The following is a 24,968-nucleotide window of genomic DNA, read 5'->3' on the forward strand; positions in this document are numbered from 1 at the left end:
CGCCGTACCACTTACCGCCCCCTCCGCCGACGTCCACCGCGCGCTGCACGCCCGCCATCAGGCCGTGCTCCCCGACTGGATGGCCCTCTACTACGAGCAGCCCCTGGAGATCACCCACGGCGAGGGCCGCCACGTCTGGGACGCGGAGGGGCGCCGCTACCTGGACTTCTTCGGCGGCATCCTGACGACCATGACGGCCCACGCGCTGCCCGAGGTCACCAGGGCCGTCAGCGAACAGGCCGCGCGGATCGTGCACTCCTCCACCCTCTACCTCAACCGCCCCATGGTGGAGCTCGCGGAGCGGATCGCGGCGCTGTCCGGCATCCCCGACGCGCGGGTCTTCTTCACCACCTCGGGCACCGAGGCCAACGACGCCGCACTGCTGCTGGCCACCGCCTGCCGCCGCTCCCACCAGATCCTGGCGATGCGCAACAGCTACCACGGCCGCTCCTTCACCACCGTCGGCATCACCGGCAACCGCTCCTGGTCGCCCACCTCGCTCTCCCCCCTCCAGACCCTCTACGTGCACGGCGGCGTCCGCACCCGCGGCCCCTACGCGCACCTGGACGACGCCGCGTTCACCGAGGCCTGCGTCGCCGACCTGCGCGACATGCTCGGCCAGGCCGGCCCCGGTGTCGCGGCCCTGATCGCCGAACCCGTCCAGGGCGTGGGCGGGTTCACCTCGCCGCCCGACGGGCTCTACGCCGCCTTCCGCGAGGAGCTGAAGCAGCACGGCATCCTGTGGATCAGCGACGAGGTGCAGACCGGCTGGGGCCGCACCGGTGACCACTTCTGGGGCTGGCAGGCCCACGACGCGGCGGGGCCGCCCGACATGCTCACCTTCGCCAAGGGCATCGGCAACGGCATGTCCATCGGCGGCGTCGTCGCCCGCGCCGAGATCATGAACTGCCTCGACGCCCACTCCATCTCCACCTTCGGCGGCAGCCCGATCACCATGGCCGCCGCCCGGGCCAACCTCGCCCACCTGCTCGAACACGACCTCCAGGCCAACGCCCGCCGCGTGGGCGGACTGCTGCTGGAGCGGCTGCGCTCGGCCGCGGCCGGGCTCTCAGCCGTCCGCGAGGTACGCGGGCGCGGGCTGATGGCCGGCGTCGAACTCGTCGACCCGCGCACCGGCGAGCCCTCGCCGCGCGCCGCCTCGCTGGTGCTGGAGGCCGCACGCGAGGGCGGTGTCCTCATCGGCAAGGGCGGCGGCCACTCCGCCCCGAGCGTGCTGCGCATCGCCCCGCCGCTCTCGCTGACCGTCTCCGAGGCCGAGGCCGGCGCCGCCGTGCTGGAGACCGCCCTGCGCACCGCCGAGGCCGAACTTCTCCGAGGAGGAACCGCGGTATGAGCACCACCCTGATCACGGGCGGCCTGGTCGTCACCGCCGCCGAGGAGATGCAGGCCGACGTGCTGATCGAGGGCGGCCGCGTCGTCGCCGTCGTCGACCGGAACGCCGCCGCCGCGCGGAGCCTGACCGCCGACCGTGTCCTGGACGCGAGCGGCCTGTACGTCATCCCGGGCGGCGTGGACGCCCACACGCACATGGACTTCCCCTTCGGCGGCACCTTCTCCAGCGACGACTTCGCCTCCGGCACCCGCGCCGCCGCCTGGGGCGGTACGACGACCATCGTCGACTTCGCCGTCCAGACCAGGGGCCACGCGCTGCGCGAGGGCCTGGACACCTGGCACGCCAAGGCCGACGGGCAGGCCTGTGTCGACTACGCCTTCCACATGATCCTCTCCGACGTGAACGAGGGCACGCTGCGGGAGATGGACGCCCTGGTGGAGGAGGGCGTGACCTCGTTCAAGATGTTCATGGCGTATCCGGGGGTCTTCTACAGCGACGACGGCCAGATCCTGCGCGCCATGCAGCGCACCGCGGCCAACGGCGGGCTGGCCATGATGCACGCCGAGAACGGCATCGCCATCGACGTCCTGGTCGAACAGGCGCTCGCGGCAGGCCGCACCGATCCGCGCCATCACGGCGAGGTCCGCAAGGTGCTGCTGGAGGCGGAGGCCACCCACCGGGCCATCCAGCTCGCCCGCGTCGCCGGGTCGCCGCTCTACGTCGTCCACGTCTCCGCGCAGGAGGCCGTGGCGGAGCTGGCCACCGCACGCGGGATGGACCTGCCGGTCTTCGGCGAGACCTGCCCGCAGTACCTCTACCTGAGTACCGACGAGCTGGCCGAGCCCGACTTCGGCGGCGCCAAGTACGTGTGCAGTACGCCGCTGCGCCCCGCCGAGCACCAGGCGGCGCTGTGGCGGGCGCTGCGCACCGACGACCTGCAGGTCGTCTCCACCGACCACTGCCCCTTCTGCTTCACAGGACAGAAGGACCTGGGCAAGGGCGACTTCTCCAAGATCCCCAACGGGATGCCGGGCGTCGAACACCGCATGGACCTGCTCCACCAGGCCGTCGTGGACGGGCACATCACCAGGCGCCGCTGGATCGACATCGCCTGCGCGACACCGGCCAGGATGTTCGGCCTGTACCCGAAGAAGGGCACGCTCGCGCCGGGCGCCGACGCCGACGTCGTCCTCTACGATCCGCACGCCGAGCAGACTCTTTCGGCTCAAACCCACCACATGAACGTCGACTACTCCGCCTACGAGGGCAGAAACCTCACGGGCCGCGTGGTCACGGTGCTCTCCCGCGGCGAGACGGTCATCGACCGCCGTACGTACACGGGCCGCGCCGGAAGCGGCCAGTACGTGCCGCGCGGGATCTGCCAGTTCCTGAACTGAGGGGTTGTGCCCATGGACTTCGGACTCGTGCTCCAGACCGATCCCCCCGGCTCCGCCACCGTCTCCCTGATGCGCCGCGCCGAACGCAACGGCTTCACCTACGGCTGGACGTTCGACTCCCCGGTGCTGTGGCAGGAGCCGTACGTCATCCACAGCCGCATCCTCGCGCACACCACGCAGCTGACCGTCGGGCCCATGGTCACCAACCCCGGCAGCCGCGCCTGGGAGGTCACCGCCTCCACCTTCGCCACCCTCAACGAGATGTACGGCAACCGCACCGTGTGCGGCATCGGGCGTGGCGACTCGGCGATGCGGGTCGCCGGTCGGCCGCCGTCCACCCTCGCCAGACTCGGGGAGGCCATGACCGCCATCCGCGACCTGGCCGAGGGCAGGGAAGCCGTCGTGGACGGCGCCCCGATGCGGCTGCCGTGGGTGCGCGAAGGGCGGCTGCCGGTGTGGATGGCGGCCTACGGACCCAAGGCGCTGGCGCTGGCAGGCCGGGAGGCGGACGGCTTCATCCTCCAACTGGCCGACCCGGTGCTGACCGCCTGGATGGTCGGCGCCGTACGCGAGGCGGCCGTACAGGCAGGGCGGGACCCGTCGGCGGTCAAGATCTGCGTGGCGGCCCCCGCCTACGTGTGCGAGGACACCCCCGCAGCGCTCGCGCACGCCCGCGAGCAGTGCCGCTGGTTCGGCGGCATGGTCGGCAACCACGTCGCGGACCTGGTGGCACGCTACGGCGAGCACTCGGACGCGGTGCCCGCGGCGCTCACCGCCTACATCAAGGAGCGCGAGGGGTACGACTACGCCCACCACGGCCGGGCCGGCAACCCGGACACCGCCTTCGTGCCCGACGACATCGTCGACCGCTTCTGCCTGCTGGGCTCCGAGCGATCCCACGTGGCGCGGCTGCGGGAGCTGGCGCAACTGGGCGTCGACCAGTTCGCGCTCTACGCCATGCACGACGCCAAGGAGCACTCGATCGACGCCTACGGCACGGGGGTGATCCCGGCGCTGGCCGATCGCCCGCAGCGGTGAAGGCCACCCGCGCGGGGGCGACGGGCCGCTGCCGTGCGGAGCGACAGCGGGGCGCCCCGGGCGTTCAGCCGCGCTCGTGCTTGTCGTGCTTCTCGTCCTTGTCGTAGATCAGCGGCTGGTAGTCGGGGTGCTCGCGGATGTAGCGCGCGAAGTACGGGCAGACGGGTGCGACCTTCTCGCCCGCCTCCTGCACGGCCTGCAGGATGTGGTGCGAGAGGGCGCCGCCCACGCCCCTGCCCTCGAAGGCGGGTTCGACCTCGGTGTGCGTCACCGCGACCACGCCCGGGGCCCGCAGATACTGCGCCACCCCCGCCAGGGTGCCGCCGACGCGGGCCTCGTAGCGGCCCTCGGCGGCGTTGTCGCAGAACTCGATCCGCTGCTGCTCCTCGCCCATGCTGCTCACCGTGTCCCTCGGCTGTCCGCCTGCCGTTCCTCACTCCGTCGCGTCGTGGATCTGCGCCGTGAACTGTTCGGGCCGCACCGCTTCGCCCGCGGCGTCGAGTACGGCGACGGGGCGGTCGCGGAAGAGCACCGTCGGGGTCGCCTCGACCCCGCTCGCGTCGAAGGCGCGGCCGACCCGGCGGGCCCACGAGTCGTAGGCCTGGTCGAGGACGGCGTCGTCGAACGTGCGGCTGCGCAGCCTCGGCACGTCGTTGGCCAGGCCCAGCAGCATGCGTTCGGCGGCGAAGCCGTCGTGCTCCTCGTGCGGCTGGTTGCGGTAGAGCGTGTGCAGATACGTCAGGAACTGCGGCTGGCCGACATCGGCAGCGGCGCCCAGCGCGGCCAGCGCCCGGTGCGAGCCGTGCCCGCCCAACTGGGCGTCGAGGAAGGTGCCGAAGTGGTGGTGGAGCACGAACTCGCCCGCGTCGGCGAGCTGCCGCATCGTGTCCCCCAGCGCGTTCTCCACGGCCCGGCAGTAGGGGCACCGCAGGTCCAGGTACAGGTCCAGCACCGGCGGCCCGGGCTCAGGCGCCTGCGGGCCGGCGCCGTAGACGACCGTCGTGCCGCCCTCACCCGTCGTGTTCGCCGGAATCATGCCGCAAGCTTCACCGCGCGCCGCGCGGCCGGCAACGCCGGGCGGGCCACCGGAGTGACGCCGCCCGGCGCGGTGCGCGTCCGGAGCCGGGCGCGGCAGCCGCCCGGCTCCGGAATCAGTGTGCGGCGACGCGCACGGTCCGCAGCCCGGGGGCGGTGCGTACGTCCTTCTCGCAGAACCTCTCGCGGACCATGCGGCCCTGGGAGTACAGCGCCGTCTGGTCGCTGTAGTGGGGGGAGGTCGGGTCGGAGGACTGCGAGTAGGTCAGCAGCGTGTCGGCGCGGACCGGGCAGCCGCGGCGGCTGAAGGTGACGTTCTGGATGTAGCTGGAGCCGTGCCGCACCTCGCGGTAGCCGCCCCGTTCCTCGTCCCAGACCGGCTCGGTCTTGTTCCACACGCCCAGTGCCTCGGTGCCACCGGGTATGGGCAGGCGCTCGCCGTCGCGCGTCACGAACTGGTGCGCGCCCAGCGGCGCGTCCAGCGGGATGTCATGCGACCGCAGCTCGGCGGCGGCGTCCGCGAGAGCCGTGCGGAAACCGGGCGCGGCGGTGTTGAGCCCGCGCGGCGTCGCCACCGGGTGCTCCGCGTCGAACGGCACCTTCCACCGCTGCTCCGCGGGCACCTGCTGGACCAGTCGGCGCCAGAACCTGTCGAAGAGCAGCGCTCCCTCGCTCTTCGTGCGCATCGTGCGGTCCCAGCCCCGCAGGACCTCGCAGGCGCGGGAGACGTCGACCGTGTCGCCCTCGCTGGTGGCCGCCTCGCCTCCGGGGAGGGCGGCACAGGCCCGCGCCGCGTCCTCGGCCGCCAGGTCCCCTGCGGGCACCCGGTTGGCGAACTGCTGTTCGCGCAGGTCGGTGCGGGTGATGTCGCCCTTACGGGCCATCGCGTCGACGTCCCGCAGGGCACCCCTGGTCCGCATCGAGCGCTCCGTGCCCTGGTCGCCGAAGATCCGCGGGTAGCCGGTCAGCGGCCTGTCCGCGTTGGTCAGCCAGGCGCTGTCGTTGGAGTTCTCCACATACGGCACGTCCTCGAGCACCGGCATCTCCGACGGACCGAAGATGCCGGACTGCACCGCGTGGGGCCCCGTCTTCGGGGCGCAGTCGCCGCGCGAGCCGTCGAGCACGGCGAGCCCGGAGGCCGGGAACGTGGTGTGCCCGAGCGGCGTGCCGCAGCGCTCGGCCAGCTCGTCCGTCACCCGTGGCAGTACCTGCGACTGGGCCAGCAGGTTGTGTCCGGCGGAGTCCGTGGCGACGGTGTTCACCCACGGCAGGCCCTGCACCCGGTCGAGTGCGGCGCGGACCCCGTCCACGCCGCGGGCCTTGCTGAAGGCCAGCCCGGCGTCCGTCAGCCGCAGATTGCGCGCGTTGGGGTCGGCCAGTGCGAACGCGGTCGTCCTCGACCACGGCAGCTCGATGCCCTGCAACGCGCTCACCACAGGCCCGTACCGCGTCCACCACTGGGTACGGGACACCCGCTTGCCGTCCTCGGTGGTGACGGTGACCTCGCGCGGGCGCATCCGCTCGGCCTTGCCGTCGACGGTGTAGGCGGTCGGGTCGTCGGGGTCCAGCTTCAGCTGGTGCAGGTTGAGGGTGGTGCCCGTGGCTACCGTGTGGCTCCAGGCGACGTGCGCGTTGTGGCCGATGGAGATGCTGGGCGAGCCGAGCAGCGACCCGCCCGCCGCGTCCAGTTCGCCGGGTATGGTCAGGTGCGCCTGCCAGAAGCGGCGCCCGCCCGCCCACGGGTAGTGCGGGTTGCCGATGAGCGCGCCCTGGCCGTTCGCGGTCGTCGAGCCGTTGAAGGCGACGGCGTTGGACCCCATGTCGGCGGTGTCCTGGGCGAAGATGCTCCGGGCGGCGCGCGCGGCCTTCCGCGCATCGACGGCGCCGGGCTCCTCGCCGGTGCCGTGCGCGGTGGGGCCGTCCGCCGGGGGAGGGGCGGCGCTGGTGATGCCGTCGACGGCGACGCCCTGCCCGCCCAGCACAGCCAGGGCGAAGGCCCGGCGTGACAGGTCGAGTGAGGTGATGGGGCGCACCCACTTCTTCCCCGCACAGGCGGGATCGCGTATCTCGTCCTTGTGTGCGCGCAGCCAGGCGTTGTAGCCGGCCGCCCAGCCCCGCGACAGTTGCCTCACCTGGCGGCTCGGGCCCTCGGGCGCCGGCTTGGCGAGCAGTTTCTCCACCGTGTGGGAGGCGCGTACGCCCGCGAAGTACAGGTCGCTGGCGAGGTTCGTGCCGGCCGAGGAGAGGGAGCCGTCGGGCTTGCCCTCGGCTCCGAAGTGCCTGGCGCGTTCGCCGCGTACGGTCACGAAGCCCTCGGCCAGCACGCATATCTGGTCGGCTGCCTGTGCCCAGCCGTTCCCGAAGCCCAGCGAGGGGTAGTTCCCGGCCGTGATGTGGGGAATGCCGTAGTCGGTGTAGCGGATGACGGCGGACATGCCCCCGCCGGCCGGGTGGTGGATGCCGTGTGCCTCGCCCTCCTGGGCGCGCGGCGCCGCGGCGGCGGGCAGTGCCGTGACCCCGAGGGCGAGAGCGGCGCAGGCCAGCGCCGCTCTGCGGAGTCCCTGGTGCATGGGTGGTGCCTCCCAACTGCTGTGGCGGCAGAGCGCCTTGAGCATACCGAGCGGTTGGTCAGCGGTCAGGGGGTCGGAGGTGACGGAATCGCCCCGGGGGAAGCGGGAGGATCGCACCGGGGGAAGCGGGAGGATCGCACCGGGGGAAGCGGGAGCCCGTTGACGTGAAGTGCACTTCAACTCGCAGTCTGGTGTTCCACGCGGCTGACGGCGGCCGTGGTACTTCCTCACCCCGCTTCCGAAGGAGAACCACCGTGATTCTGGTGACCGGAGCCACAGGAAAGGTCGGCGGACAGGTCGCGGCACAGCTCGCGGAGGCCGGCACCCGGGTGCGCGCCCTCGTCCGCGACCCTGCCGCCGCCCGACTCCCCGACGGGGTCGAGGCCGTACGCGGCGACCTCGCCGACCCGGCGAGCCTGACGGCGGCCCTGACGGCGGAGGTGGACGGCGTCTTCCTCATGTGGCCGCTGCCCCACACACGCGGCGCCGCCGAGACCGTCGCCCTCCTCGCCGAGCGCGCCCGCCGCCTCGTCTACCTCTCCGCGCGCGGCGTACCCGAGCCCCCCGACGCCGGGCAGCCGGCCGCCGAAGCCGCCGAAGCCGCTGAAGCCGCCGAAGACAGAGAGGCGGACATCCTCGGCACCCACGCCCGTCTCGAACACCTGGTACGCGCGTCCGGCGCCGAGTGGACCCTCCTGCGTCCTGGCGGTTTCGCGAGCAACACCCTGGGGTGGGCCGCGCACGTGCGCGCGGGCGGCCCCGTACGCACCGCCTCTCCGCAGGCGGGGCGCACCCTCGTCCACGAGGCCGACATCGCGGCGCTGGCCGTCCGCGCCCTGCTGACCGACGACCTGGTGGCCACGGCCCCCGAGATCACGGGCCCCGAAGTGCTCACCCAGGCCGAACAGATCGCCACCATCCAGGACGTGGTGGGCCGCCCCCTCACGGTGCAGCGCATCTCCCGCGCCGAGTCCAGAGCCGAGCTGATCGGCGCGGGCGTCCCACCGGCCTACGCGGACGGCATCCTGGACGCCCACGCCGCGATGGAGACCACGCCGGAGACGCTCGCCCCCGACACGGCGCGCCTCCTCGGCCGCCCGCCGCTCACCTACCGCCGGTGGGTGGCCGACCACGTGGCCGACTTCAGCTGAGGAACGGTGCCGAGGGCTTCGGTGGGCTTCGGTGCGGTGGGCTTCGGTGGGCTTCCGTCAAAGGCCCCCGCCGGAGAACCTCCGTGGAGGCTCTTCGGCGGGAGAGGCCCGGCGCCCCGTCACGGCACCCGGGCCGTCCACTCCTCGCTGCTGTACCGGGAGAGCGCCAGCTCCTCGGCGCGTGCCCTCTCCTGCGGGGTCACGTGGCCCTCGGCCAGACCGTAGCGGCCGCGGAAGGAGGCGATCATCCGCTCGATGACCTCGCCGCGCGGCAGGCCCGTCTGCCGACGCAGCGGATCGACCCGCTTCTTGGCGCTCCTGGTGCCCTTGTCGGACATCTTCTCCTTGCCGATCCGCAGCACGTCGAGCATCTTGTCGACGTCGATGTCGTAGGACATCGTCACGTGGTGCAGCACCGCGCCTCCGCCCTGGGCGAGGCGCTTCTGGGCGGCACCCGCGATCTTGCCCTCCTTCGAGGCGATGTCGTTGAGCGGCACGTACCAGGCCTTGATCCCCATGTCGCCGAGCGCGGTGAGCACCCAGTCGTCCAGGTAGGCGTAGGAGTCGGCGAACGACAGGCCCGAGACGAGCGAGGCGGGCACCGAGAGCGAGTAGGTGATGGTGTTCGCTCTCTCCACGAACATGGCGCCGCCCCCGGAGATCCGCCGCACGACCGTCACCCCGTGCCGGGCGGCGCCTTCCGGATCCACCTCGTTGCCCAGCGACTGGAAGCTCCCGATGATGACCGCGGGGGAGTCCCACTCCCACACGCGCAGGGTCGGCGCCCGGCGCCCGGCGGCGACCTCCTCGGTGAGGACCTGGTCGAGAGCCATGTGGAAGGCGGGTGACTGCGGTGGCTCGTGGATGAGCTGCCAGTCGTAGTCCATCCAGTCGGTGGCCTGCGCGAGAGCGCGGCGCACGGCGACGGCGACCCCTTCGGCGGTGAGGCCGTACAGCACGGTTCCCTCGGGCAGTGCCGCCTCGACGCGGGCGGTGAGCCCGGCCGTGTCGGTGTCGGAGGGCGCGCCTTCGAGGGCCTGGTCGATGGCGGTGAGGGCCTCGTCGGGTTCGAGGAAGAAATCCCCCGCCACGCGGACGCCGCGCAGCACCCCGCCCTCGTCGTCCAGGTCCACCACCACGAGCTTGCCGCCCGGAACCTTGTACTCCCCGTGCACCCCGGACCACCTATCTACGCCATTTGCCCCGACCGGTCTCCAACCATACGTCCGTGCCCAGCCGCCGGGACCTGCGCGTGTGGCTGACCAGCAGGAAAGTGGACATCACCAGCGTGCAGGCCAGGGCGACGACGGCGAGCCGCTTGTCGTCGAACCACTCGGGCTCGTACATGCCGGGGAAGGGCCCCAGCTCGCCCACGTCCACGAACGCGTACACCAGCAGCAGCGCCAGCGCGGCCGCCGAGAGCAGCCAGGCGAAGGCGTCGGAGACGGCGCGCCACCACACCAGGACCAGCAGCGCCCCGAGCGCGGAGAGCCCCGCCTCGATGCGGAACAGGTCGCCCTGGCTGATGTCCGCGCTCACCCGGTCGTAGCCGCCGGAGAGGGTGGCGTGGACGTAGGCGTTCACGGCGAGCCCGCCCGCGGACAGCACACGGGCGCCGACCTGCACGGCGCGGTAGGCGGGGCTGTGCGCTGCGGGTGGCTGGTTGGAGCTGGTCGCGGTCATGGCCTGCGCCTGCCTCTCCCCGGGTCGGCGCCCGATATGGCTCCCCGCGGGCGCCTTCGCGCGCTGCTGGCCCGGCCCTCCGGCCCGGGGCGCTCGGCCGGTCGGTCGGGCGGCCTGCTGCGGGCCGCCCGACCAGAGCACCACGAGCGCGGTGCACCGGCCACTCGGCGGGGGCCGTCCCGCGTACGCCCACCGGCGTGCGGGCGTCCGTCGGCGCGCTGGCGTCCGTCGGCGCGCAGGCGTCCGTCGTGTGGGCACCCGTCGGCGTGCGGGTGTCCGTCGGCGTGAAAGGGAAAGGCGCTCCGGGCCCCCGCGCGAGCGGAGAAGGGGCGGCCGGACAAGCCGAAAACCAAATAGCCCCCAAGACCGGCGGTAACTCCTGCCGGGTAAGAGGGAAGGCTGTTATGGATTGCGGGTGCCGGGGGTGCGCGGAGCGGAAACCGGGAACGGCGGGAGGCTTCCGACCTGCCCTTGTGTGCCGGATGACAGTTCGATAACGTCTGCTCCCTGGCGTCTTTGACGACTATCCAACATCGACACTCCGCGTTTAGCCTGCCGCCATGCCCATGTCGTTTACCAGTACACCTTCGTCGGATTCGTCGGTCTTCGTGACCGGTGAGGCGAAAGCGTCTGCGAACAACCCGATCACCACGCAGTTCGGGATGTTCTACATCGCGCTGGTCGTCGAAAAGGGCACGCACCGAATCCTGGATGCGGAATGCTCGGCGACGTTGGCCCTGACGAACAGCTTCGTCAAGAGCTTGATCGCCGGAGAGTGCATCACGGAGGAAGGTCTCCTGGCGGAACGGATCACCACCCGCTACCACGGCTCCTCGCAGCGCGCGCTGCTCACGGCGCTCCGCAACGCCGCCACCAAGTACCGCGCCGCCGTCGGGCTCACGTAGCCACCAGGCAGGACCGAGTCGATTGCCTGGTCCCCACCGGACGCAGATCCAGTCGCCCTGCACCCCATAGGCATGTCCGTGCCGACCGTGCCCGGCTGCGTGTCGAGTACGCGCCAGGCGGCGGCACCGGCTTACCAGAAAGGCTGTGGCGACCCCCACATGATCACTGATGGCTTCCTGTACCTCGGCGTGCTGCTAGGGCTGGCGGCGTGCATCGTCTTCGTATCGCAGCGCGGCAGATCCCGCTTCTTCCGCTACGTTCCGGGATTCGTCCTGATGTACCTGGGCACCGCCGCGTTGAACACCGCGGGGCTCTTCGGAGAGTCCGACTCGGTCGAGTCGGCCGGCGGCTCGGTGCAGGACGCGCTGCTTCCCGCGATGATTCTGCTGCTGCTCTTCAAGTGCAACATCCGGCAGATCGTCAAACTCGGCCCGAAACTCCTGCTGACCTACGCCGTGACGGCGCTCAGCATCGTCGCCGGATTCGTCGTGGCGTTCCTCTTCCTGCACGGTGCGCTCGACGACGGTGCGTCGAAGGCGCTCGGCGCGCTCGCCGCCTCCTGGACCGGCGGCTCCGCCAACATGGTGGCGGTCCAGGGCGTCGTCCACGCGCCGGAGAACGTCTTCGGCTACGCCCTCATCGTGGACACCGTCATCTACTCGCTGTGGCTGCTGGTGATGTTCGGCTCGGTCGGTTTCTCCGAGCGCTTCAACCGGTGGACGAAGGCGAAGACCGCCTCCTTCGAGCAGCAGGAGACCGCCGGCGAGGAGGACCGCATGGACCTCACCTCGCTGATGACCCTCATCGGGTTCAGCCTCTTCGTCTCCGCGGCGGCGACCTGGGTCGGTGAGCAACTGCCCGAGGTCGGCGACGTCATCAACGCCACGACCTGGACGATCCTCATCGTCAGCATCCTCGGCCTGGTCATCGCGGTCACCCCGTTCGCGAAAACGGCGGGCTCGTCCGAGCTGGCCATGATCATGCTGTACCTCATCATCGGCATCATCGCCTCGGGTTCCGACTTCTCGTCGCTGACCGACGCACCGCTCTACCTGCTCGTCGGGGTCGTGGTCATGGTGGTGCACGCCGGGGTGATGGTCGTGTACGCCAAGCTCACCCGCACCGAGCTGTTCAGCCTCGCCGTGGCCAGCACCGCGAACATCGGCGGCGTCGCCTCCGCGCCGGTCGTCGCCAGCGCCTACAACCGCCAGCTGGTGCCGGTGGGCGTGCTGTTCGCGCTGATCGGCGCGTTCGCCGGCACGTTCCTCGGACTGACCACGGTCCAGATCCTCTCGGTCATCTGACGACGGAAAACGCCACGGTGCCCGGCGCGAGCCTCCTCGCGCCGGGCACCGCTCGGTCCGCGGGACCGGCTTGCGCACCCGGACTCTCCGGGTGCGCCGGCTCTGCTCGCCCTCACCCCTCCAGGAAGCGCCTCGCGCCCCAGTAGTCCCCGTCCAGCCGGGCTTCGGTGATCCGCACCGGGGTGGCCGCGTCGTACGCCTCGATCATCCGGCCGTCCCCGACGTACAGGGCGACGTGGTAGATCGACCCGTCGTCGTGCGCGTAGAAGAGCAGGTCGCCGGGGCGCAGGTCGGAGACGGCCACGGGCCGCCCGCCGCCCTCCCTGGCCTGCGCCTGAGCGTCGCGCGGGATGTCGAGGCCGAGGGTCTGGTACACGGAGGAGGTGAACCCCGAGCAGTCCAGGCCGAAACCGGAGCGCCCGCCCCACACGTAGGGGGTGTGCAGGAAGCTCTTGGCGTAGGTGACGACGTCGGCGCCTGTGGGCGTGGGGATCGCGTCGGCCGAGGGGCGGATGTGGACGTCCCGCGCGCTGACCCAGGCGGGCTTGTCGTCCGGCGTGCCGACCAGTACGGCGCCTCGGGTGCGGGCGAGTTCCGGCAGCCGGGTGCCGGCGCTGATCTGGAGCTTCTTCCGGTGCCTGCTCGCGTCGCCGTACAGCCAGGTGGTCGTGGCCCTATCGACCTGCACCACGGGCCTCGCATCGAGCGCGCGGCCGTAGGAGGGGTCCCGCGTGAGCTGGTTCTTCGGTATCCAGCCCGGGTAGCCGAGGGGGTTCTTGGGGGTCGCCTGCTGGGGCACGGCGACCTTGTACCAGTCGCCCTCGGAGTCGAGGATGCGCACCCGGCGGCCGTAGAGCGCCTGCGTCTGGGTGATGTTGCTGCTGGTCAGGTCGCGTTTTTGGGCCAGCGTCATGTCCGCGAGCCACTGTCGGGGGCGGACCGGATCGGTCAGGGCCGGCTTGTCGACGGGGCGGGGGCTGTCCGGGGACGTCCACACGGTGGCCACGGCCACGTCGACATAGGCGGTCTTGGGGGCGGAGGCGGTGGGCGGGTTGGCGGCTGCGGCCGGCACGTCGGCCGCGCCTGCGGGTGCGGCGACGGCGGCGACGGACGCCAGGGCGGCCGCCGAGGCGAGCGCGAGCCGCAGACGGGTGGGGGAGGGGCGCACGGGGTTCCTTTCGGGTTGGTGTTCCTACCGGTCGGGACCCTTACTGATGGGGCCACTTGCGGTTGGTTCCGCTCCGGTCCGCTTCCGGCGGACTTTCAGCGGACTTCCGGCGGACTTTCAGCGGACTTCCGGCGGAGGGGAGAGGGCGGTCAGCGGGGAGAGAGGGCGGGCGCCGGGTCGGCGAGTGCCGTGATGCCGAGACCGGGAGCGTCGGCCAGGACGAGTGCCGCGCCGTCGTAGCGGGGGCCGCCGGCCACGGGAGAGTGGGCGAGCCACCAGGCCGCGTCGAGGTCCGCGACGGGCCCGCCGCCCGAGGCGGTCGCGGCGAGCGCCGCGGTCGCCGCCACGCCGACGTGGGTCTCCATCATCGAGCCGAAGAGCACCCCCACCCCCGACGCCTCGGCCAGCGCCACGAGGTGCCGGGCGGCCCTGAGCCCACCGCACTTGGCGAGCTTGACGTTGATCAGGTCCACCGCGCGTGTCCTGACGAGGTGGAGGGCGTCGCGCGCGGACCAGACCGACTCGTCCGCCATGACCGGCAGTCCGACGGCGTGTGTGACCTCGGCGAGCCCCTCGAGGTCGCCTGCGGCGACGGGCTGCTCGACGAACTCGACGTTCAGCCCGCGGTCCTCCATGGCGCGGATGAGGCGGATGGCCTGCTTCGGCGTCCACCCCTGGTTGGCGTCGACCCGCAGCACGGTCGAGGCACCCGCCGCCTCGGCGATCTCGGTGAGCCGCGCCAGGTCGTCGTGCTCGCCCCGGCCGAGCTTGACCTTCAGCACGGTGAACCCCTCGGCGCGGCGGCGCCCGGCGGCGTCCCGCATCCGCTCCGGGGTGTCGACGGCCAGGGTGACGTCGGTGGCGACCGAGCGCCTGGTGGTGCCCAGCAGTTGGCCGAGAGGCACCCCCAGGCGGGCGGCGGCGAGGTCGTGCAGGGCGCAGTCGACGGCCGAGACCGCCGCCTGGTTCCCGGTGACGGTGGCGGCGAGTGCCCGGGTGGCGGGCTCCAGGTCGTCGGGGTCGCTCCCGGTGACGGCGGCGGCGAGGGGCCCGGCGACGGCCGCCTCGGCACCGGCGATGCTGGACCCTGTGACCCGCCAGTTCTCGGTGGCCTCGCCCCAGCCGCTCCTGCCGTCCTCGTCGCGGATCTCGACCAGGAGCGCCTCCACCTGGGAGGTGGAGCGGACGGCGGTGACGAAGGGGGTGTGGAGCGGGACGCGCACGCGGTGCGTCCGCACGTCGGTGACGGGCACGACTACTCCTCGCCCTCGGGTGCGGCGGCCTCGGGTGCGGCGGCCCCGGGCGCGGCGGCCCCGGATGCGTCGGCCCCGCGTGGGTCGGCCTCGGCGGGGCCGGCCCCGCTCGCACCGGCCCCGGGCGCGCCCTGACCCAGCCGCTGCCGGTCGAGCCAGCCGGCCTCGGCGACGCGGTGGATGGCGGACCTGGCGCGCTCCTCGGGCCCCCCGGCCACGCAGACCGCGAGCAGGTAGGGCGGCGCTTCGGGTGGCTCGATGAGCGCGACGTCGTGGAGCACCCCCGTGACCCAGCCGTTCTTGTTGGCGACGGGGGTGCCAGGCGGCAGCGCGGCCGGGATTTCCTGGGTGTAGCGCTGCTCGCGCAGCGGCCGCAGCAGACGCGGGTCGCCGGTGTCCAGCAGCGCCTGCATGACCTGGACGGCGGCGCGCGCGGTGACGGTGTTGGTCAGACCGGCCTCCGCGGCGGCCCGGTCGCCGATGGGGCGCCGCACCACCAGGCCCTCGGGGCAGGCCGCGGCGACCCGCTCCAGCCCGAGGTGCTCCACGAGGACACTGGTGGCCAGGTTGCTGCTGGAGCAGATCATCCGGTGACACAGCCGGCGCAGCGTCATCTCGCCGCCGAGGTGGCGCCAGGGCTCGTCGTCGTTGTCGTAGGCCCGGTCCGCGCGGTACGTGCCGCCGACGGCCGAGGCGAACTCCTCCCGCACGGTCACCGCGCGGTCCAGCGCGCCGGCGCGGTGCGCCGCCAGCAGGACGGCGAGCTTGATCATGCTCGCCGCGTAGTGGGGGCGGTCGGCCTGGTGCGTGACGGCGGGGGGCGCGCCGAGGCGTCCACAGCACACCGAGACCTCCAGCCCTTCATGGCGCGCGGCGGCGGCCGCCGCGAGCCGGGCCGGTGCCCCCGCCGAACCGCCCTGGGTGCCGCCGGTCCCGCTCACCGCCGCCTCCGCGCGTGCCGGTCCTGCGGTGCTGCGCCGTTGTGCGGGGGCGGGGGTGGGGGCGGGGCCGAGGGCATGGGGCCTCCTTGAGGGTGTCGAACCGTGCGCCAGGCATCCTCGCTCCGAAAAGGTAAGCAATCAAGACCTTTTCCTTTCGGTGGGTCACGGCATACGGTGGACCCCGCCCTCCGCGGCGGGTGCGGGCAGCCGCGTGCCCGCGTGCCGTGGACCGCGGACGGCAGGGCGGTCACGCAGGGGAGTCAGGAGCGCGGGTGTACCAGGAAGAGCCGGCAGGCGGCGCAGCGGACGCCGACGCGCCGGGGCGGCGCGCGAGCGCGCTGGGTCCGGTCAAGGTGGCCTCGGCCGTCGACGAGGTCGCCGACCGGCTGCTGACGGCGATCGCGCTGGGCGAGTTCAGCGTCGGCGAGCGGCTGCCCGCCGAACGCGACCTGGCCGCCGTTTTGGAGGTCGGCCGGCCCACGGTGCGCTCGGCGATCGGACGGCTGCACGAGTCAGGCTGCCTGGAGGTCGTGCGCGGCAGGGCGGGCGGCCACTACGTACGGGCCGGCTGGCGCGAGGAGTCGGGGCCCGCCGTGCGCCGTACCCTGCTGCCGCGCTGGGAGCGGATCAGGGAGCTCTTCGACACCCGCGCCCTGGTGGAGTCCCTCGTCGCCCGCACCGCCGCCGAGCGGTGCACGCCGGAGGACTCCCGCGACATCGAACGCGCGCTCGCCGCGTACGTCGAGGCCGTGGGCGAGGGCGAACCCGCCAGGGCGCGGCGTGCCGACGGGGCACTGCACGCCGCGATCGGGCGCGCGGCGAGGAACGAGCCTCTGGTGCGCTACGCCCGGCAGCTGTTGGCCGATATCGGCGCGGGATTTCCCATCGAACCGTTCCGGGGCGACAGGGTCGAGCAGGCCCTGGCCGACCACCGCGAGCTGAGCGGGGCCGTCATGGGGGGCGACGCCGACACCGCGGCCCGCGTCGCCCGCCGGCATTTCGTGCTCACCGAGGAGACGCTCCGCGCCGCCCTGGCGCGGAGCCTGCCGGACGAGGACGCCGCCTCCCTCTGAATCGCGGAACCCGCGCGCTCGCGAGCGCGCGGGTTCCGCTGCATCGGCGGCCGCGTCTGCTCTCGGCCGCACCCACTCTCAGAAGTGGGGATCCGGTGCCCCGTGCGCGGCGGATTCAGGCGGCGAAGCCGCCGTCCACCGCGAGGGACGCCCCCGTGATCCAGCGGCCGGCGTCGCCCACCAGATGGGCCACCGAGTCGGCGATCTCCTCCGCGGTGCCGTACCGCCCCAGCAGGGTGAGGGCCGCCTGGGCCGCGCCGCCGTCGCCGTCGGCCGGGTTCATGTCCGTGTCGACCGGTCCCGGCGCCACCTGGTTGACGGTGATGCCGCGCGCCGCCAGCTCGCGGGCCAGGCCCTTGGTCAGCCCGGAGACGGCCGCCTTGCTCATGGCGTAGAGGGTCATGCCGGGGAAGGGCACGTGGTCGGCCACGCAGCTGCCGATGTTGACGATCCGGCCGCCGTCGGCCAGGTGCGAGACGGCCGCCTGTGCCACCAGGTAGGCGCCGCGCACGTTCGCCGCCAGCACCCGGTCGAGTTCGGTCTCCTCCACCGTCTCCAGCGCGCCCATGGCGCCGGTGCCGGCGTTGTTGACCAGGATGTCCAGCCGCCCGAACGCGCCGACCGCCCCGTCCACGGCCGCCCGTACCGACGCCGCGTCCGCGAGGTCGGCCCGTACGGTCCAGGCCCTGGCGCCGCTCTCCTTGACGCGCTCGGCCACGTGCCGGGCCGACTCCTCGTTCGACTGGTACGTCAGCGCCACGTCCGCGCCGTCCGCTGCCAGCCGCAGCGCCACCGCCGCCCCGATGCCTCTGCTGCCGCCGGTGACGAGGGCGGCCTTGCCGGCCAGCGGCCTGGTGGTGGTGTGGGTGGTCATCGTCGTCTCCAGTGTCTTCGTCGTCGGTTCGTGTGCCGTCTCGGTGTCCATGTCTCGATGTTCGACCTGCGCCCAGCCGGAAACCGGCGCTCTTCGGACGGCGCGTTCCCCTCGCTCCCGCGGTCCGCTGCGTTGCACTTGCTGGTACGGTGGAATGGACCATGTGGTCCTGCCCCCTATCGCGAGGAGGAGCGAGACGCTCGCCATGAACACCACCGACGCGTGGCTGCACGCCGCCGCCATCGACCCCTCCGTCGGCGCCCTGCGCCCGGACTACCGCGCGCTGCTGATCGTCGCCGAGGGCCTGCGGCCGGGTCCTGGCGACGCCTTCAGCGAGGAGCTCCTCGCTGAGGCCGAGGCCAAGGCGTGCGACCCCGAGCAGCACCCGCACGTCGCCGCGTGGCGCGAGGCGTTCCGCGCCTTCGGCGCGAAGCCCAAGCGCACCCGGCCCAGCGTCGACGCCCTCCTGCGGCGCGCTCCCGACGGGCTGCCCCGCGTCGACCGGCTGACCGACATCTACAACGCGGTCTCCGTCGCGCACGTCGTCCCGCTCGGTGGCGAGGACCTCGACCACTACGCCGGTCCGCTCCGCCTCACCCGGGCCGAGGGCACCGAGCCCTTCGAACTGATGTCGGGCGGTGCGCCGGTGACCGAGAACCCCCGGCCCGGCGAGGTGGTCTGGCGGGACGAGAGGGGCGTCACCTGCCGGCGCTGGAACTGGCGCCAGTGCGTCCGCACCCGCCTGACGTCCCGGACCACGCGCGCCGTCTTCCTCCTCGACGCCCTCGGCCCCATGGACGACCCGGCCCTGGAGGCCGCGGGCCGCGCCCTGACGGACGCCCTGGTCGCGAGCAGCCCGGGCGCGGTGACGACCTCACGACTGCTGCGGGCGGCCTCCTGAGGGCCACTCCGACCGTGGGGGGGGAGCGGTCCAGCGCCCGGGCGGCCGGTCCCCGGCGGGCAGCCGCCCTCGGGGAGCCGCCCTCGGGGAGCCGGCCGCCACTCAGCTGTGCAGAGCGGCGAGCAGCGCGGGCAGGGACGCGCTGATGGGGTCGCGCACCACCTCGTCGGCCAGCGCGTCGTACGGGGTGGGTTCGGCGTTGACGACGACGAGCCGGGCGCCGTGCTCGGCGGCCAGCCCCGCCAGGGACGCCGCGGGCTGGACCTGGAGGCTGGTGCCGACGGCGAGGAAGACGTCGCAGGCTCGGGCCACCGCCATGGCCGAGCCCAGCACCTCGGAGTCGAGAGCCTGCCCGAACATCACCGTGGCGGACTTGAGAATGCCGCCGCACTCCGCACAGGCCGGATCGGCCTCCCCGGCCTCGACCCTGGCCAGCGCGCTCTCCATCGTCGAGCCCGCGCCGCAGGCCGTGCACACCACCGAGCGGGCGTTCCCGTGCAGCTCCAGCACCTTGCGTTCGGGGACGCCCGCCGCCTGGTGGAGCCCGTCGACGTTCTGGGTGATCACGCGGACAGGCGTGCCCGAGGCCTCCAGGCGCGCGATCGCCTCGTGCGCCGCGTTGGGCCGCGCCCGCCACACCGGGCTCTCGCCGCGCAGGGCCCACGAGCGCCGGCGGATGTCCGGGTCCGCCATGTAGTTCGCGTAGGTGACCAGCTTCTCGGCTTCCGGATTCCGGCGCCACACCCCCTGCGGGCCCCGGTAGTCGGGGATGCCGGAGTCCGTGGAGATCCCGGCTCCGGTCAGGACCGCCACCAGCGGTGCCGTGCCGCTCCCGGACCCGCCGTCCCCCGCGGGCGCGCTGTCGCGTTCGGTCATGGTCTCCAGCGTAGATCCCGGTCTCGCCGCCCGTCCCCGCCCCGTGCTTCCATGGAGCGGTGATCGACGACGAGCTGATGACAGCGGTGGAGGAGGCCGTCCGCGAGGCGGTGGACGCGGAGGTCGTGCCGCGCTGGCGCAAGCTCGCCGAGGACGAGATCACCACCAAGTCGGGCAGCCACGACCTGGTCACCGTCGCCGACCAGCGCGCCGAGCAGCGGCTGTCGGACGCGCTGCGCGCGCTGCTGCCGGGATCGGCCGTCGTGGGCGAGGAGGGCGTACACGCGCACCCCGCCTCCTACGCCGCGCTCGCCGGGGAAGAGCCCGTGTGGATCATCGACCCGATCGACGGCACCCGCCAGTTCGTCGCCGGGGAGGAGGGCTTTTGCACGATGGTCGCCCTCGCCCACCACGGTGAGACGCTGGGCGCCTGGATACACGCTCCCGTGCTCGGCCGTACCGCCCTCGCCAGGCGCGGGGGAGGGGCACTGGTCAACGGCGAGCCGCTGTACGCGGGTTCGCCCGAAAGCGGGGCGCCGTTGCGCGTCGCCGTCTCGCACCCGGACTACACGGACGAGTCCCAGAAGCGCTCGCTGCGCGGGCTGCACACCGAAGGCGTGGACGTACGCGACACCGGCTCGGCCGGCCTGGAGTACCTCGCCGTCGCCGAGGGCCGGCTGGACGCGGTGGCCTACACCTGGGAGGCCGCCTGGGACCACGCCGCGGGGCTGCTGACGGTCACCGAGGCAGGAGGCGCACACAGCACCGTCGCGTATGCCCCCTTCCGCCTCGCGGGGGACAACGCGCTTCCCTTCACGGCGGCGCGTGACGCGGACACGACGCGGCGTATGGTGGGCCTCCTGCGCGAGCAGCACGACTGACGGCGAGGGGAGCCACACGTGCCAGCGATCCGGGACGCGGTCGTCGTCGGAGCAGGCCCCAACGGGTTGACCGCGGCCGTGGAGTTGGCCCGCCGTGGGTTCGACGTCGAACTGTTCGAGGCGCGGGACGCGGTGGGCGGCGGCGCCCGTACCGAGGAGCTGACGTTGCCCGGCTTCCGCCACGACCCCTGCTCCGCCGTCCACCCCACCGGCGCCGGATCGCCCGCCTTCCGTTCCATGCCGCTTGGCCGGTACGGACTCGAATGGCTGCACCCCGAACTGCCCATGGCCCACCCGTTCCCCGACGGCAGCGCCGCCGTGCTCGCGCGCTCCGTGGGGGAGACGGCGGCCTCGCTCGGCCCGCGCGACGCGGGAGCCTACCGCCGGCTGGTGGGCCCCTACATCGGCCGCTGGGAGACGCTCGCCGAGGACTTCTTCGGCTACGGCTCGGTGCTCAACGGCCGCTTCCCCCTCGACCCCCTCCAGCTCGTCCGCTTCGGGCTGACCGGGCTCCAGCCGGTCACCTGGTCGAAGGCCAGGTTCCGGGACGCCAAGGGCCCCGCGCTGTTCGCCGGCATGGCGGGCCACGTCATCGCGCCCATGAACAACCCCTTCATGATGGCGCCGGCGCTCGTCTTCGCGCTCGCCGCGCACGCCGTCGGCTGGCCGGTGCCGCGCGGCGGCTCGCAGGCCATCTCCGACGCGCTGGCCGGCTACCTGCGCGCACTGGGAGGACTGATCCACACCGGTGTGGAGGTCAGACGCCTCGACGAGCTGCCGCCCGCGCGCGCCTACGTCTTCGACACCTCACCCACCGCGCTCGCCCGCATCGCGGGCCTGGGCAGCGCGTACGACAACGTCCGCTACGGCGCCAGCCTCTTCAAGATCGACTATGCGCTGGACGGCCCCGTCCCGTGGACCTCTCCCGAGGCGGCCCGCGCCGGCACGGTGCACATCGGCCCGACCATCGACGACATCGACACCGCGATGAAGGACGCCGTGGTCCGCGGGCGCGCCCCCGAGCGGCCTTTCCTGATCACCTCGCAGCCCAGCCTGACCGACCCGACCCGCGCCCCCGAGGGCAAGGGCGTCTTCTGGGCCTACGGGCACCTGCCCAACGGCTGGAGAGGCGACGCCACCGACGCCGTCGAGCGCCAGATCGAGCGCTTCGCGCCGGGCTTCCGCGACCGGGTGCTCGCCCGCGCCACCGCAGGGCCGCCCGAGCTGGCCGCCCGCAACGCCAACTACGTCGGCGGCGACATCGCCTGCGGCTCGGCGGCCGGGCTGCGCCTGCTCATCAGGCCCAAGCTCACGCGCGTGCCTTACGAGACCGCGCACCCCGCCGTCTACCTGTGCTCGTCGGCCACCCCGCCGGGCCCTGGCGTGCACGGCATGGCGGGGCACCACGCGGCCCGCGCGGTATGGCGCAGGCTGCACCGCCGTACGTGAAGGCCGTGGGGGCGTGACCGCCGTCGGGCCGACGACGGCCCCATGGTCGGGGAAGCCGCCCGGCAGATAGGGTCACGACGGCGCGACTGCCTGTTCGAACAACAGAGAGACCCAGGGGCAGAACCATGACTACGACGGCGCGGACCACACCGGCGCGCGTGCTGATCGCCGCGGACAAGTTCAAGGGATCGCTGACGGCCGTCGAGGTCGCCGACCGCGTGACGGCCGGAATCCGCAAGGCCCACCCCGAGGCGGAGGTCGAGGCCGTACCCGTGGCCGACGGCGGCGACGGCACCGTCGCGGCGGCCGTCGCCGGCGGCTTCGCCCGCCACGAGGTGGAGGTCACCGGGCCGACCGGGGCCCCTGTCACCGCCGCCTTCGCGCTCCGCGAGGGCACGGCCGTCGTGGAGATGGCCGAGGCGGCAGGTCTCCAGCACCTGCCGCCTGGGGTCTTCGTGCCCCTGACGGCCACCACCTTCGGCGTCGGCGAGCTGTTGCTGGCCGCACTCGACGCCGGTGCCACCACGATCATCCTCGGCGTCGGGGGCTCCGCCACCACCGACGGCGGCGCCGGCATGCTCGACGCCCTCGGCGCCCACCTCCTGGACCGCGACGGCGACTCCGTGCCGTGGGGCGGCGGCGGACTGCGCGAGCTGGTCACCGCCGATCTGTCGACCGTGGACGCGCGGCTGCAGAACGTCGAGGTCGTCCTCGCCAGCGACGTCGACAATCCGCTGACGGGCCCCAAGGGCGCGGCCGCCGTCTACGGCCCGCAGAAGGGGGCGAGCGAGGAGGACGTGCAGCTGCTCGACGGCGCGCTCACGCACCTCGCGGAGATCCTCGGCGAGCAGGAGGCCGCCGCGGCGCCCGGCGCGGGCGCGGCGGGTGGCATCGGGTTCGGCGCCCTGGTCGGGCTCCGCGCACGCTTCAGGCCCGGCATCGACCTCCTCATGGAGGAGCTGGGCGTCGAGGCCGCCATCCAGCGGGCCGCGCTCGTGATCACCGGTGAGGGCTCGCTGGACGAGCAGACCCTGCACGGCAAGGCTCCGGCCGGTGTCGCGGCGGCTGCCGGGCGGGCCGGCAAGCCCGTGGTGGCGGTGTGCGGGCGGCTGGCCATCGACCGCAAGCAGCTCAAGGCCGCCGGGATCGAGCGTGCCTACGCGCTGACGGACATCGAGCCGGACGTCCAGCGGTGCATCGCCGAAGCGGGGCCGCTGCTGGAGCAGCTCGCCGAGCAGCTGGCCACCGACCAGCTCTGAGCTTTTCCCCTACCCCGCCCCTTCCCGAAAACCGGGGGCTTGGCACCCAGACTCCCGGTGTCGCTCCGCTCGTCCTCAATCGCCGGACAGGCTGATGAATCAGCCTGTCCGGCGATTGAGACGGAGCGAAGCGACACCGGGGGCCTCTACACGCAGGAGAGGGGCCCGCCACACGTGTGGCGGGCCCCTCTCCTATGTGACGACGGTGGTTAGCCCTGCGCGGCGGCGCGCGCCTCGCGGCGGTTGTCGCGGAAGGCGTTCACCCGCCGTGCCGTCGCGAACAGCGGGATGACGGCTCCGAGGACGACCTGGAGCGCGCACCCGGTCTGGAGCAGCAGCTCACCGCCAGGGGCGTCGAACGCCCACGAGGCCAGCAGGCCCATGCTGAGCACGATCCAGCAGAGCATGGCCACCGCGAGCCGTCCGCGCGGCTTGGGGTACTCGACGCGGCTGACCATCAGCCATGCCACGCCCAGGATGCCCAGCGCGGTGGGCATGAACGGCAGCTCCAGCAGCACGATCGAGATGACGGTCAGCGCGCCGAAGGGCCCCGGCATGCCCTGGAACATCCCGTTCCGCATGGGCACGCAGGAGAACCGGGCAAGCCGCAGCACCACCGCCAACAGCACCACGATCGCGGCGACCACAGAGACGCGCTGGTTGGCGTCGTTGGCGACCATGCCCCACACGGCCACGAAGTAGGCGGGGGCGAGACCGAAGCTGATGAGGTCGGAGAGGTTGTCCAGCTCGGCGCCCATGGCCGAGCTGCGCAGCTTGCGTGCGACCAGCCCGTCGAAGAGGTCGAAGACGGCCGCCATCAGCATCAGCACCACGGCCGTGGCCGCGCTGTGCCGGGCCATGCCGCCGTCCTCGCTGCCCGTCAGGTGCGGGATGAGCACGCCCGTGGTGGTGAAGTACACGGCCATGAAGCCGCAGGTGGCGTTGCCCAGCGTCAGCGTGTCCGCGATCGACAGGCGCGTCGAGAGCGGCATCTCGTCGTCGGCGTCGTCCTCGAAGTCGTCCGCGGCGAAGTCGTCCGCGAAGTCGGCGCCCCGCTCGGCGGTGCGTTCGGCACCCGGGGCCCAGGTGGGCTGGGCGTCGGGATCAATCACGGTCAAGGCGAGTCACCCCCGCTGTCGTGGCCTGGCCGACCTCCACGGCGGCCTCTACCCCCTTGGGGAGGTAGACGTCGACCCGGGAGCCGAACCTGATCAGCCCGAGGCGCTCACCCTGCTCGACCTTGGCGCCGCTGGGCAGGTAGGGCACGATACGCCGGGCGACGGCGCCGGCGATCTGCACCATCTCGATGTCGCCGAGCTCCGTGTCGAAGTGCCAGACGACGCGCTCGTTGTTCTCGCTCTCCTTGTTGAACGCCGGAACGTAGCCGCCGGGGATGTGCTCGACGGACGCCACCGTGCCGGCCAGCGGCGCGCGGTTGACGTGGACGTTCAGCGGGCTCATGAAGATGGCGACACGGGTTCGGCCGTCCTCCCACGGCATGATGCTCTGCACCACGCCGTCGGCCGGGGAGATCACCCGGCCCTGACCGATTTCCCGCTCGGGGTCGCGGAAGAACCACAGCATCCCGGCCGCGAGGGCCGTGGCCGGCACGGCGACCAGCGCGGCGCGTGGCGACTTGCGCACGCGCGCCAGGCTGAGGGCCGCCGTCGCGACGGTCGGCACGAGCCACGGCGAGGCTCCGCGCGCGAGGCGCACGCGGGGCGCGCCGCTCGCGCCGGAAGCCGGTCCCGGCACGGGTGAGCCGCTGGGTGCAGTGGTAGGGCTGTGGGGCATGAATGACCTTCGTAGCGGAGGGAGCCGCTTAGGAGACAGGGGACGGCGGCTTTCCCGGGAT

General features: G+C 73.1%; 23 protein-coding genes. 11 read left to right on the forward strand and 12 right to left on the reverse strand.

Annotated features, from left to right (window positions below; translation table 11 throughout):
- Window positions 1-79 precede the first annotated feature (79 nt).
- The 3 genes from MMF93_RS27200 to MMF93_RS27210 are packed head-to-tail and all read left to right on the forward strand — an operon-like array spanning window position 80 to window position 3,789.
- Window positions 80-1,354, forward strand: a complete 1,275-nt coding sequence (locus MMF93_RS27200) for an aspartate aminotransferase family protein (protein WP_242757805.1) — start codon at window positions 80-82, stop codon at window positions 1,352-1,354.
- Entirely contained in the window at window positions 1,351-2,751 is a 1,401-nt protein-coding gene (gene hydA / locus MMF93_RS27205; protein ID WP_242755569.1) for a dihydropyrimidinase, read from the forward strand. Before MMF93_RS27200 ends, hydA begins: the two co-directional genes overlap by 4 nt.
- 12 nt (window positions 2,752-2,763) lie before the next feature.
- Window positions 2,764-3,789, forward strand: coding sequence for a TIGR03842 family LLM class F420-dependent oxidoreductase (locus tag MMF93_RS27210; RefSeq protein WP_242755570.1), 1,026 nt, complete (start codon window positions 2,764-2,766; stop codon window positions 3,787-3,789).
- Between the two features lie 64 nt (window positions 3,790-3,853).
- Here MMF93_RS27210 and MMF93_RS27215 read toward each other — a convergent pair whose 3' ends face one another.
- From MMF93_RS27215 to MMF93_RS27225, 3 genes are all read right to left on the reverse strand, one after another.
- Complete coding sequence (locus MMF93_RS27215) at window positions 3,854-4,183, reverse strand: GNAT family N-acetyltransferase (RefSeq protein WP_242755571.1); 330 nt, start codon at window positions 4,181-4,183, stop codon at window positions 3,854-3,856.
- Window positions 4,184-4,222: 39 nt separating this feature from the next.
- A complete protein-coding gene (locus MMF93_RS27220; RefSeq protein ID WP_242755572.1) occupies window positions 4,223-4,825 on the reverse strand; it encodes a thioredoxin domain-containing protein in 603 nt (200 codons plus the stop codon).
- Between the two features lie 115 nt (window positions 4,826-4,940).
- The gene (locus MMF93_RS27225) at window positions 4,941-7,394 is read right to left on the reverse strand and encodes a penicillin acylase family protein (RefSeq protein WP_242755573.1); all 2,454 of its coding nucleotides are present in this window, start codon (window positions 7,392-7,394) and stop codon (window positions 4,941-4,943) included.
- 254 nt (window positions 7,395-7,648) lie between these two features.
- On the opposite strand from MMF93_RS27225, the gene MMF93_RS27230 reads away from it, so the two are divergent.
- Window positions 7,649-8,545 (forward strand): SDR family oxidoreductase, encoded by an 897-nt coding sequence (locus MMF93_RS27230; protein ID WP_242755574.1) that lies wholly within the window; start codon window positions 7,649-7,651, stop codon window positions 8,543-8,545.
- Window positions 8,546-8,664: 119 nt separating this feature from the next.
- On the opposite strand, the gene MMF93_RS27235 is transcribed toward MMF93_RS27230, so the two are convergent.
- Entirely contained in the window at window positions 8,665-9,720 is a 1,056-nt protein-coding gene (locus tag MMF93_RS27235) for a lipoate-protein ligase LplAB (protein WP_242755575.1), read from the reverse strand.
- Window positions 9,721-9,730: 10 nt separating this feature from the next.
- Window positions 9,731-10,228 (reverse strand): hypothetical protein, encoded by a 498-nt coding sequence (locus tag MMF93_RS27240; RefSeq protein ID WP_242755576.1) that lies wholly within the window; start codon window positions 10,226-10,228, stop codon window positions 9,731-9,733.
- Window positions 10,229-10,788: 560 nt separating this feature from the next.
- Between MMF93_RS27240 and MMF93_RS27245 the strand changes: the two genes are divergently transcribed.
- Entirely contained in the window at window positions 10,789-11,133 is a 345-nt protein-coding gene (locus MMF93_RS27245; RefSeq protein ID WP_242755577.1) for a DUF3870 domain-containing protein, read from the forward strand.
- A 159-nt stretch (window positions 11,134-11,292) separates the two neighbouring features.
- Window positions 11,293-12,438, forward strand: a complete 1,146-nt coding sequence (locus MMF93_RS27250) for a DUF819 family protein (RefSeq protein ID WP_242755578.1) — start codon at window positions 11,293-11,295, stop codon at window positions 12,436-12,438.
- A 112-nt stretch (window positions 12,439-12,550) separates the two neighbouring features.
- On the opposite strand, the gene MMF93_RS27255 is transcribed toward MMF93_RS27250, so the two are convergent.
- From MMF93_RS27255 to MMF93_RS27265, 3 genes are all read right to left on the reverse strand, one after another.
- Window positions 12,551-13,606 (reverse strand): C40 family peptidase, encoded by a 1,056-nt coding sequence (locus MMF93_RS27255; protein ID WP_274709508.1) that lies wholly within the window; start codon window positions 13,604-13,606, stop codon window positions 12,551-12,553.
- A gap of 149 nt (window positions 13,607-13,755) precedes the next feature.
- Complete coding sequence (locus tag MMF93_RS27260) at window positions 13,756-14,859, reverse strand: mandelate racemase/muconate lactonizing enzyme family protein (RefSeq protein ID WP_242755580.1); 1,104 nt, start codon at window positions 14,857-14,859, stop codon at window positions 13,756-13,758.
- 2 nt (window positions 14,860-14,861) lie between these two features.
- Window positions 14,862-15,800: a serine hydrolase gene (locus MMF93_RS27265; RefSeq protein WP_242755582.1), complete on the reverse strand. Its 939-nt coding sequence runs from the start codon at window positions 15,798-15,800 to the stop codon at window positions 14,862-14,864.
- Window positions 15,801-16,072: 272 nt separating this feature from the next.
- Here MMF93_RS27265 and MMF93_RS27270 point away from each other — a divergent pair, with 272 nt between their 5' ends.
- Window positions 16,073-16,873: a FadR/GntR family transcriptional regulator gene (locus MMF93_RS27270; protein ID WP_242755584.1), complete on the forward strand. Its 801-nt coding sequence runs from the start codon at window positions 16,073-16,075 to the stop codon at window positions 16,871-16,873.
- Between the two features lie 115 nt (window positions 16,874-16,988).
- Here MMF93_RS27270 and MMF93_RS27275 read toward each other — a convergent pair whose 3' ends face one another.
- Window positions 16,989-17,798: a 3-oxoacyl-ACP reductase family protein gene (locus MMF93_RS27275; RefSeq protein ID WP_423835537.1), complete on the reverse strand. Its 810-nt coding sequence runs from the start codon at window positions 17,796-17,798 to the stop codon at window positions 16,989-16,991.
- Window positions 17,799-17,952: 154 nt separating this feature from the next.
- Between MMF93_RS27275 and MMF93_RS27280 the strand changes: the two genes are divergently transcribed.
- A complete protein-coding gene (locus MMF93_RS27280) occupies window positions 17,953-18,648 on the forward strand; it encodes a B3/B4 domain-containing protein (RefSeq protein WP_242755586.1) in 696 nt (231 codons plus the stop codon).
- Window positions 18,649-18,750: 102 nt separating this feature from the next.
- On the opposite strand, the gene MMF93_RS27285 is transcribed toward MMF93_RS27280, so the two are convergent.
- Window positions 18,751-19,524 carry an SIR2 family NAD-dependent protein deacylase gene (locus MMF93_RS27285; RefSeq protein ID WP_242755588.1) on the reverse strand — a complete coding sequence of 258 codons (774 nt, stop codon included), beginning with the start codon at window positions 19,522-19,524 and terminating at the stop codon, window positions 18,751-18,753.
- A gap of 77 nt (window positions 19,525-19,601) precedes the next feature.
- Between MMF93_RS27285 and MMF93_RS27290 the strand changes: the two genes are divergently transcribed.
- From MMF93_RS27290 to MMF93_RS27300, 3 genes are all read left to right on the forward strand, one after another.
- Window positions 19,602-20,405: an inositol monophosphatase family protein gene (locus MMF93_RS27290; RefSeq protein ID WP_242757808.1), complete on the forward strand. Its 804-nt coding sequence runs from the start codon at window positions 19,602-19,604 to the stop codon at window positions 20,403-20,405.
- Window positions 20,406-20,423: 18 nt separating this feature from the next.
- Window positions 20,424-21,854, forward strand: a complete 1,431-nt coding sequence (locus MMF93_RS27295) for a phytoene desaturase family protein (RefSeq protein ID WP_242755590.1) — start codon at window positions 20,424-20,426, stop codon at window positions 21,852-21,854.
- Window positions 21,855-22,012: 158 nt separating this feature from the next.
- A complete protein-coding gene (locus MMF93_RS27300) occupies window positions 22,013-23,113 on the forward strand; it encodes a glycerate kinase (protein ID WP_242757809.1) in 1,101 nt (366 codons plus the stop codon).
- A gap of 209 nt (window positions 23,114-23,322) precedes the next feature.
- Here MMF93_RS27300 and MMF93_RS27305 read toward each other — a convergent pair whose 3' ends face one another.
- Together MMF93_RS27305 and MMF93_RS27310 are read right to left on the reverse strand one after the other, a co-directional pair.
- Entirely contained in the window at window positions 23,323-24,231 is a 909-nt protein-coding gene (locus MMF93_RS27305; RefSeq protein ID WP_242755592.1) for a CDP-alcohol phosphatidyltransferase family protein, read from the reverse strand.
- Window positions 24,218-24,907: a phosphatidylserine decarboxylase gene (locus MMF93_RS27310; RefSeq protein WP_242755593.1), complete on the reverse strand. Its 690-nt coding sequence runs from the start codon at window positions 24,905-24,907 to the stop codon at window positions 24,218-24,220. The genes MMF93_RS27305 and MMF93_RS27310 overlap by 14 nt, the downstream gene beginning before the upstream one ends.
- Between the last annotated feature and the right edge of the window lie 61 nt (window positions 24,908-24,968).

Origin of the sequence: Streptomyces tubbatahanensis, assembly GCF_022699385.1 — a bacterium.
Lineage (GTDB): Bacteria > Actinomycetota > Actinomycetes > Streptomycetales > Streptomycetaceae > Streptomyces > Streptomyces diacarni.

What these genes read in the sequence shown, in the direction of transcription:
- MMF93_RS27200 (WP_242757805.1), top strand. Translation starts at nt 80, where the DNA reads ATGGCCCTCTACTACGAGCAGCCCCTGGAGATCACCCACGGCGAGGGC.
- hydA (WP_242755569.1), top strand. Translation starts at nt 1,351, where the DNA reads ATGAGCACCACCCTGATCACGGGCGGCCTGGTCGTCACCGCCGCCGAG.
- MMF93_RS27210 (WP_242755570.1), top strand. Translation starts at nt 2,764, where the DNA reads ATGGACTTCGGACTCGTGCTCCAGACCGATCCCCCCGGCTCCGCCACC.
- MMF93_RS27215 (WP_242755571.1), bottom strand. Translation starts at nt 4,183, where the DNA reads ATGGGCGAGGAGCAGCAGCGGATCGAGTTCTGCGACAACGCCGCCGAG.
- MMF93_RS27220 (WP_242755572.1), bottom strand. Translation starts at nt 4,825, where the DNA reads ATGATTCCGGCGAACACGACGGGTGAGGGCGGCACGACGGTCGTCTAC.
- MMF93_RS27225 (WP_242755573.1), bottom strand. Translation starts at nt 7,394, where the DNA reads ATGCACCAGGGACTCCGCAGAGCGGCGCTGGCCTGCGCCGCTCTCGCC.
- MMF93_RS27240 (WP_242755576.1), bottom strand. Translation starts at nt 10,228, where the DNA reads ATGACCGCGACCAGCTCCAACCAGCCACCCGCAGCGCACAGCCCCGCC.
- MMF93_RS27245 (WP_242755577.1), top strand. Translation starts at nt 10,789, where the DNA reads ATGCCCATGTCGTTTACCAGTACACCTTCGTCGGATTCGTCGGTCTTC.
- MMF93_RS27250 (WP_242755578.1), top strand. Translation starts at nt 11,293, where the DNA reads ATGATCACTGATGGCTTCCTGTACCTCGGCGTGCTGCTAGGGCTGGCG.
- MMF93_RS27275 (WP_423835537.1), bottom strand. Translation starts at nt 17,798, where the DNA reads ATGGACACCGAGACGGCACACGAACCGACGACGAAGACACTGGAGACG.
- MMF93_RS27280 (WP_242755586.1), top strand. Translation starts at nt 17,953, where the DNA reads ATGAACACCACCGACGCGTGGCTGCACGCCGCCGCCATCGACCCCTCC.
- MMF93_RS27285 (WP_242755588.1), bottom strand. Translation starts at nt 19,524, where the DNA reads ATGACCGAACGCGACAGCGCGCCCGCGGGGGACGGCGGGTCCGGGAGC.
- MMF93_RS27290 (WP_242757808.1), top strand. Translation starts at nt 19,602, where the DNA reads ATGACAGCGGTGGAGGAGGCCGTCCGCGAGGCGGTGGACGCGGAGGTC.
- MMF93_RS27310 (WP_242755593.1), bottom strand. Translation starts at nt 24,907, where the DNA reads ATGCCCCACAGCCCTACCACTGCACCCAGCGGCTCACCCGTGCCGGGA.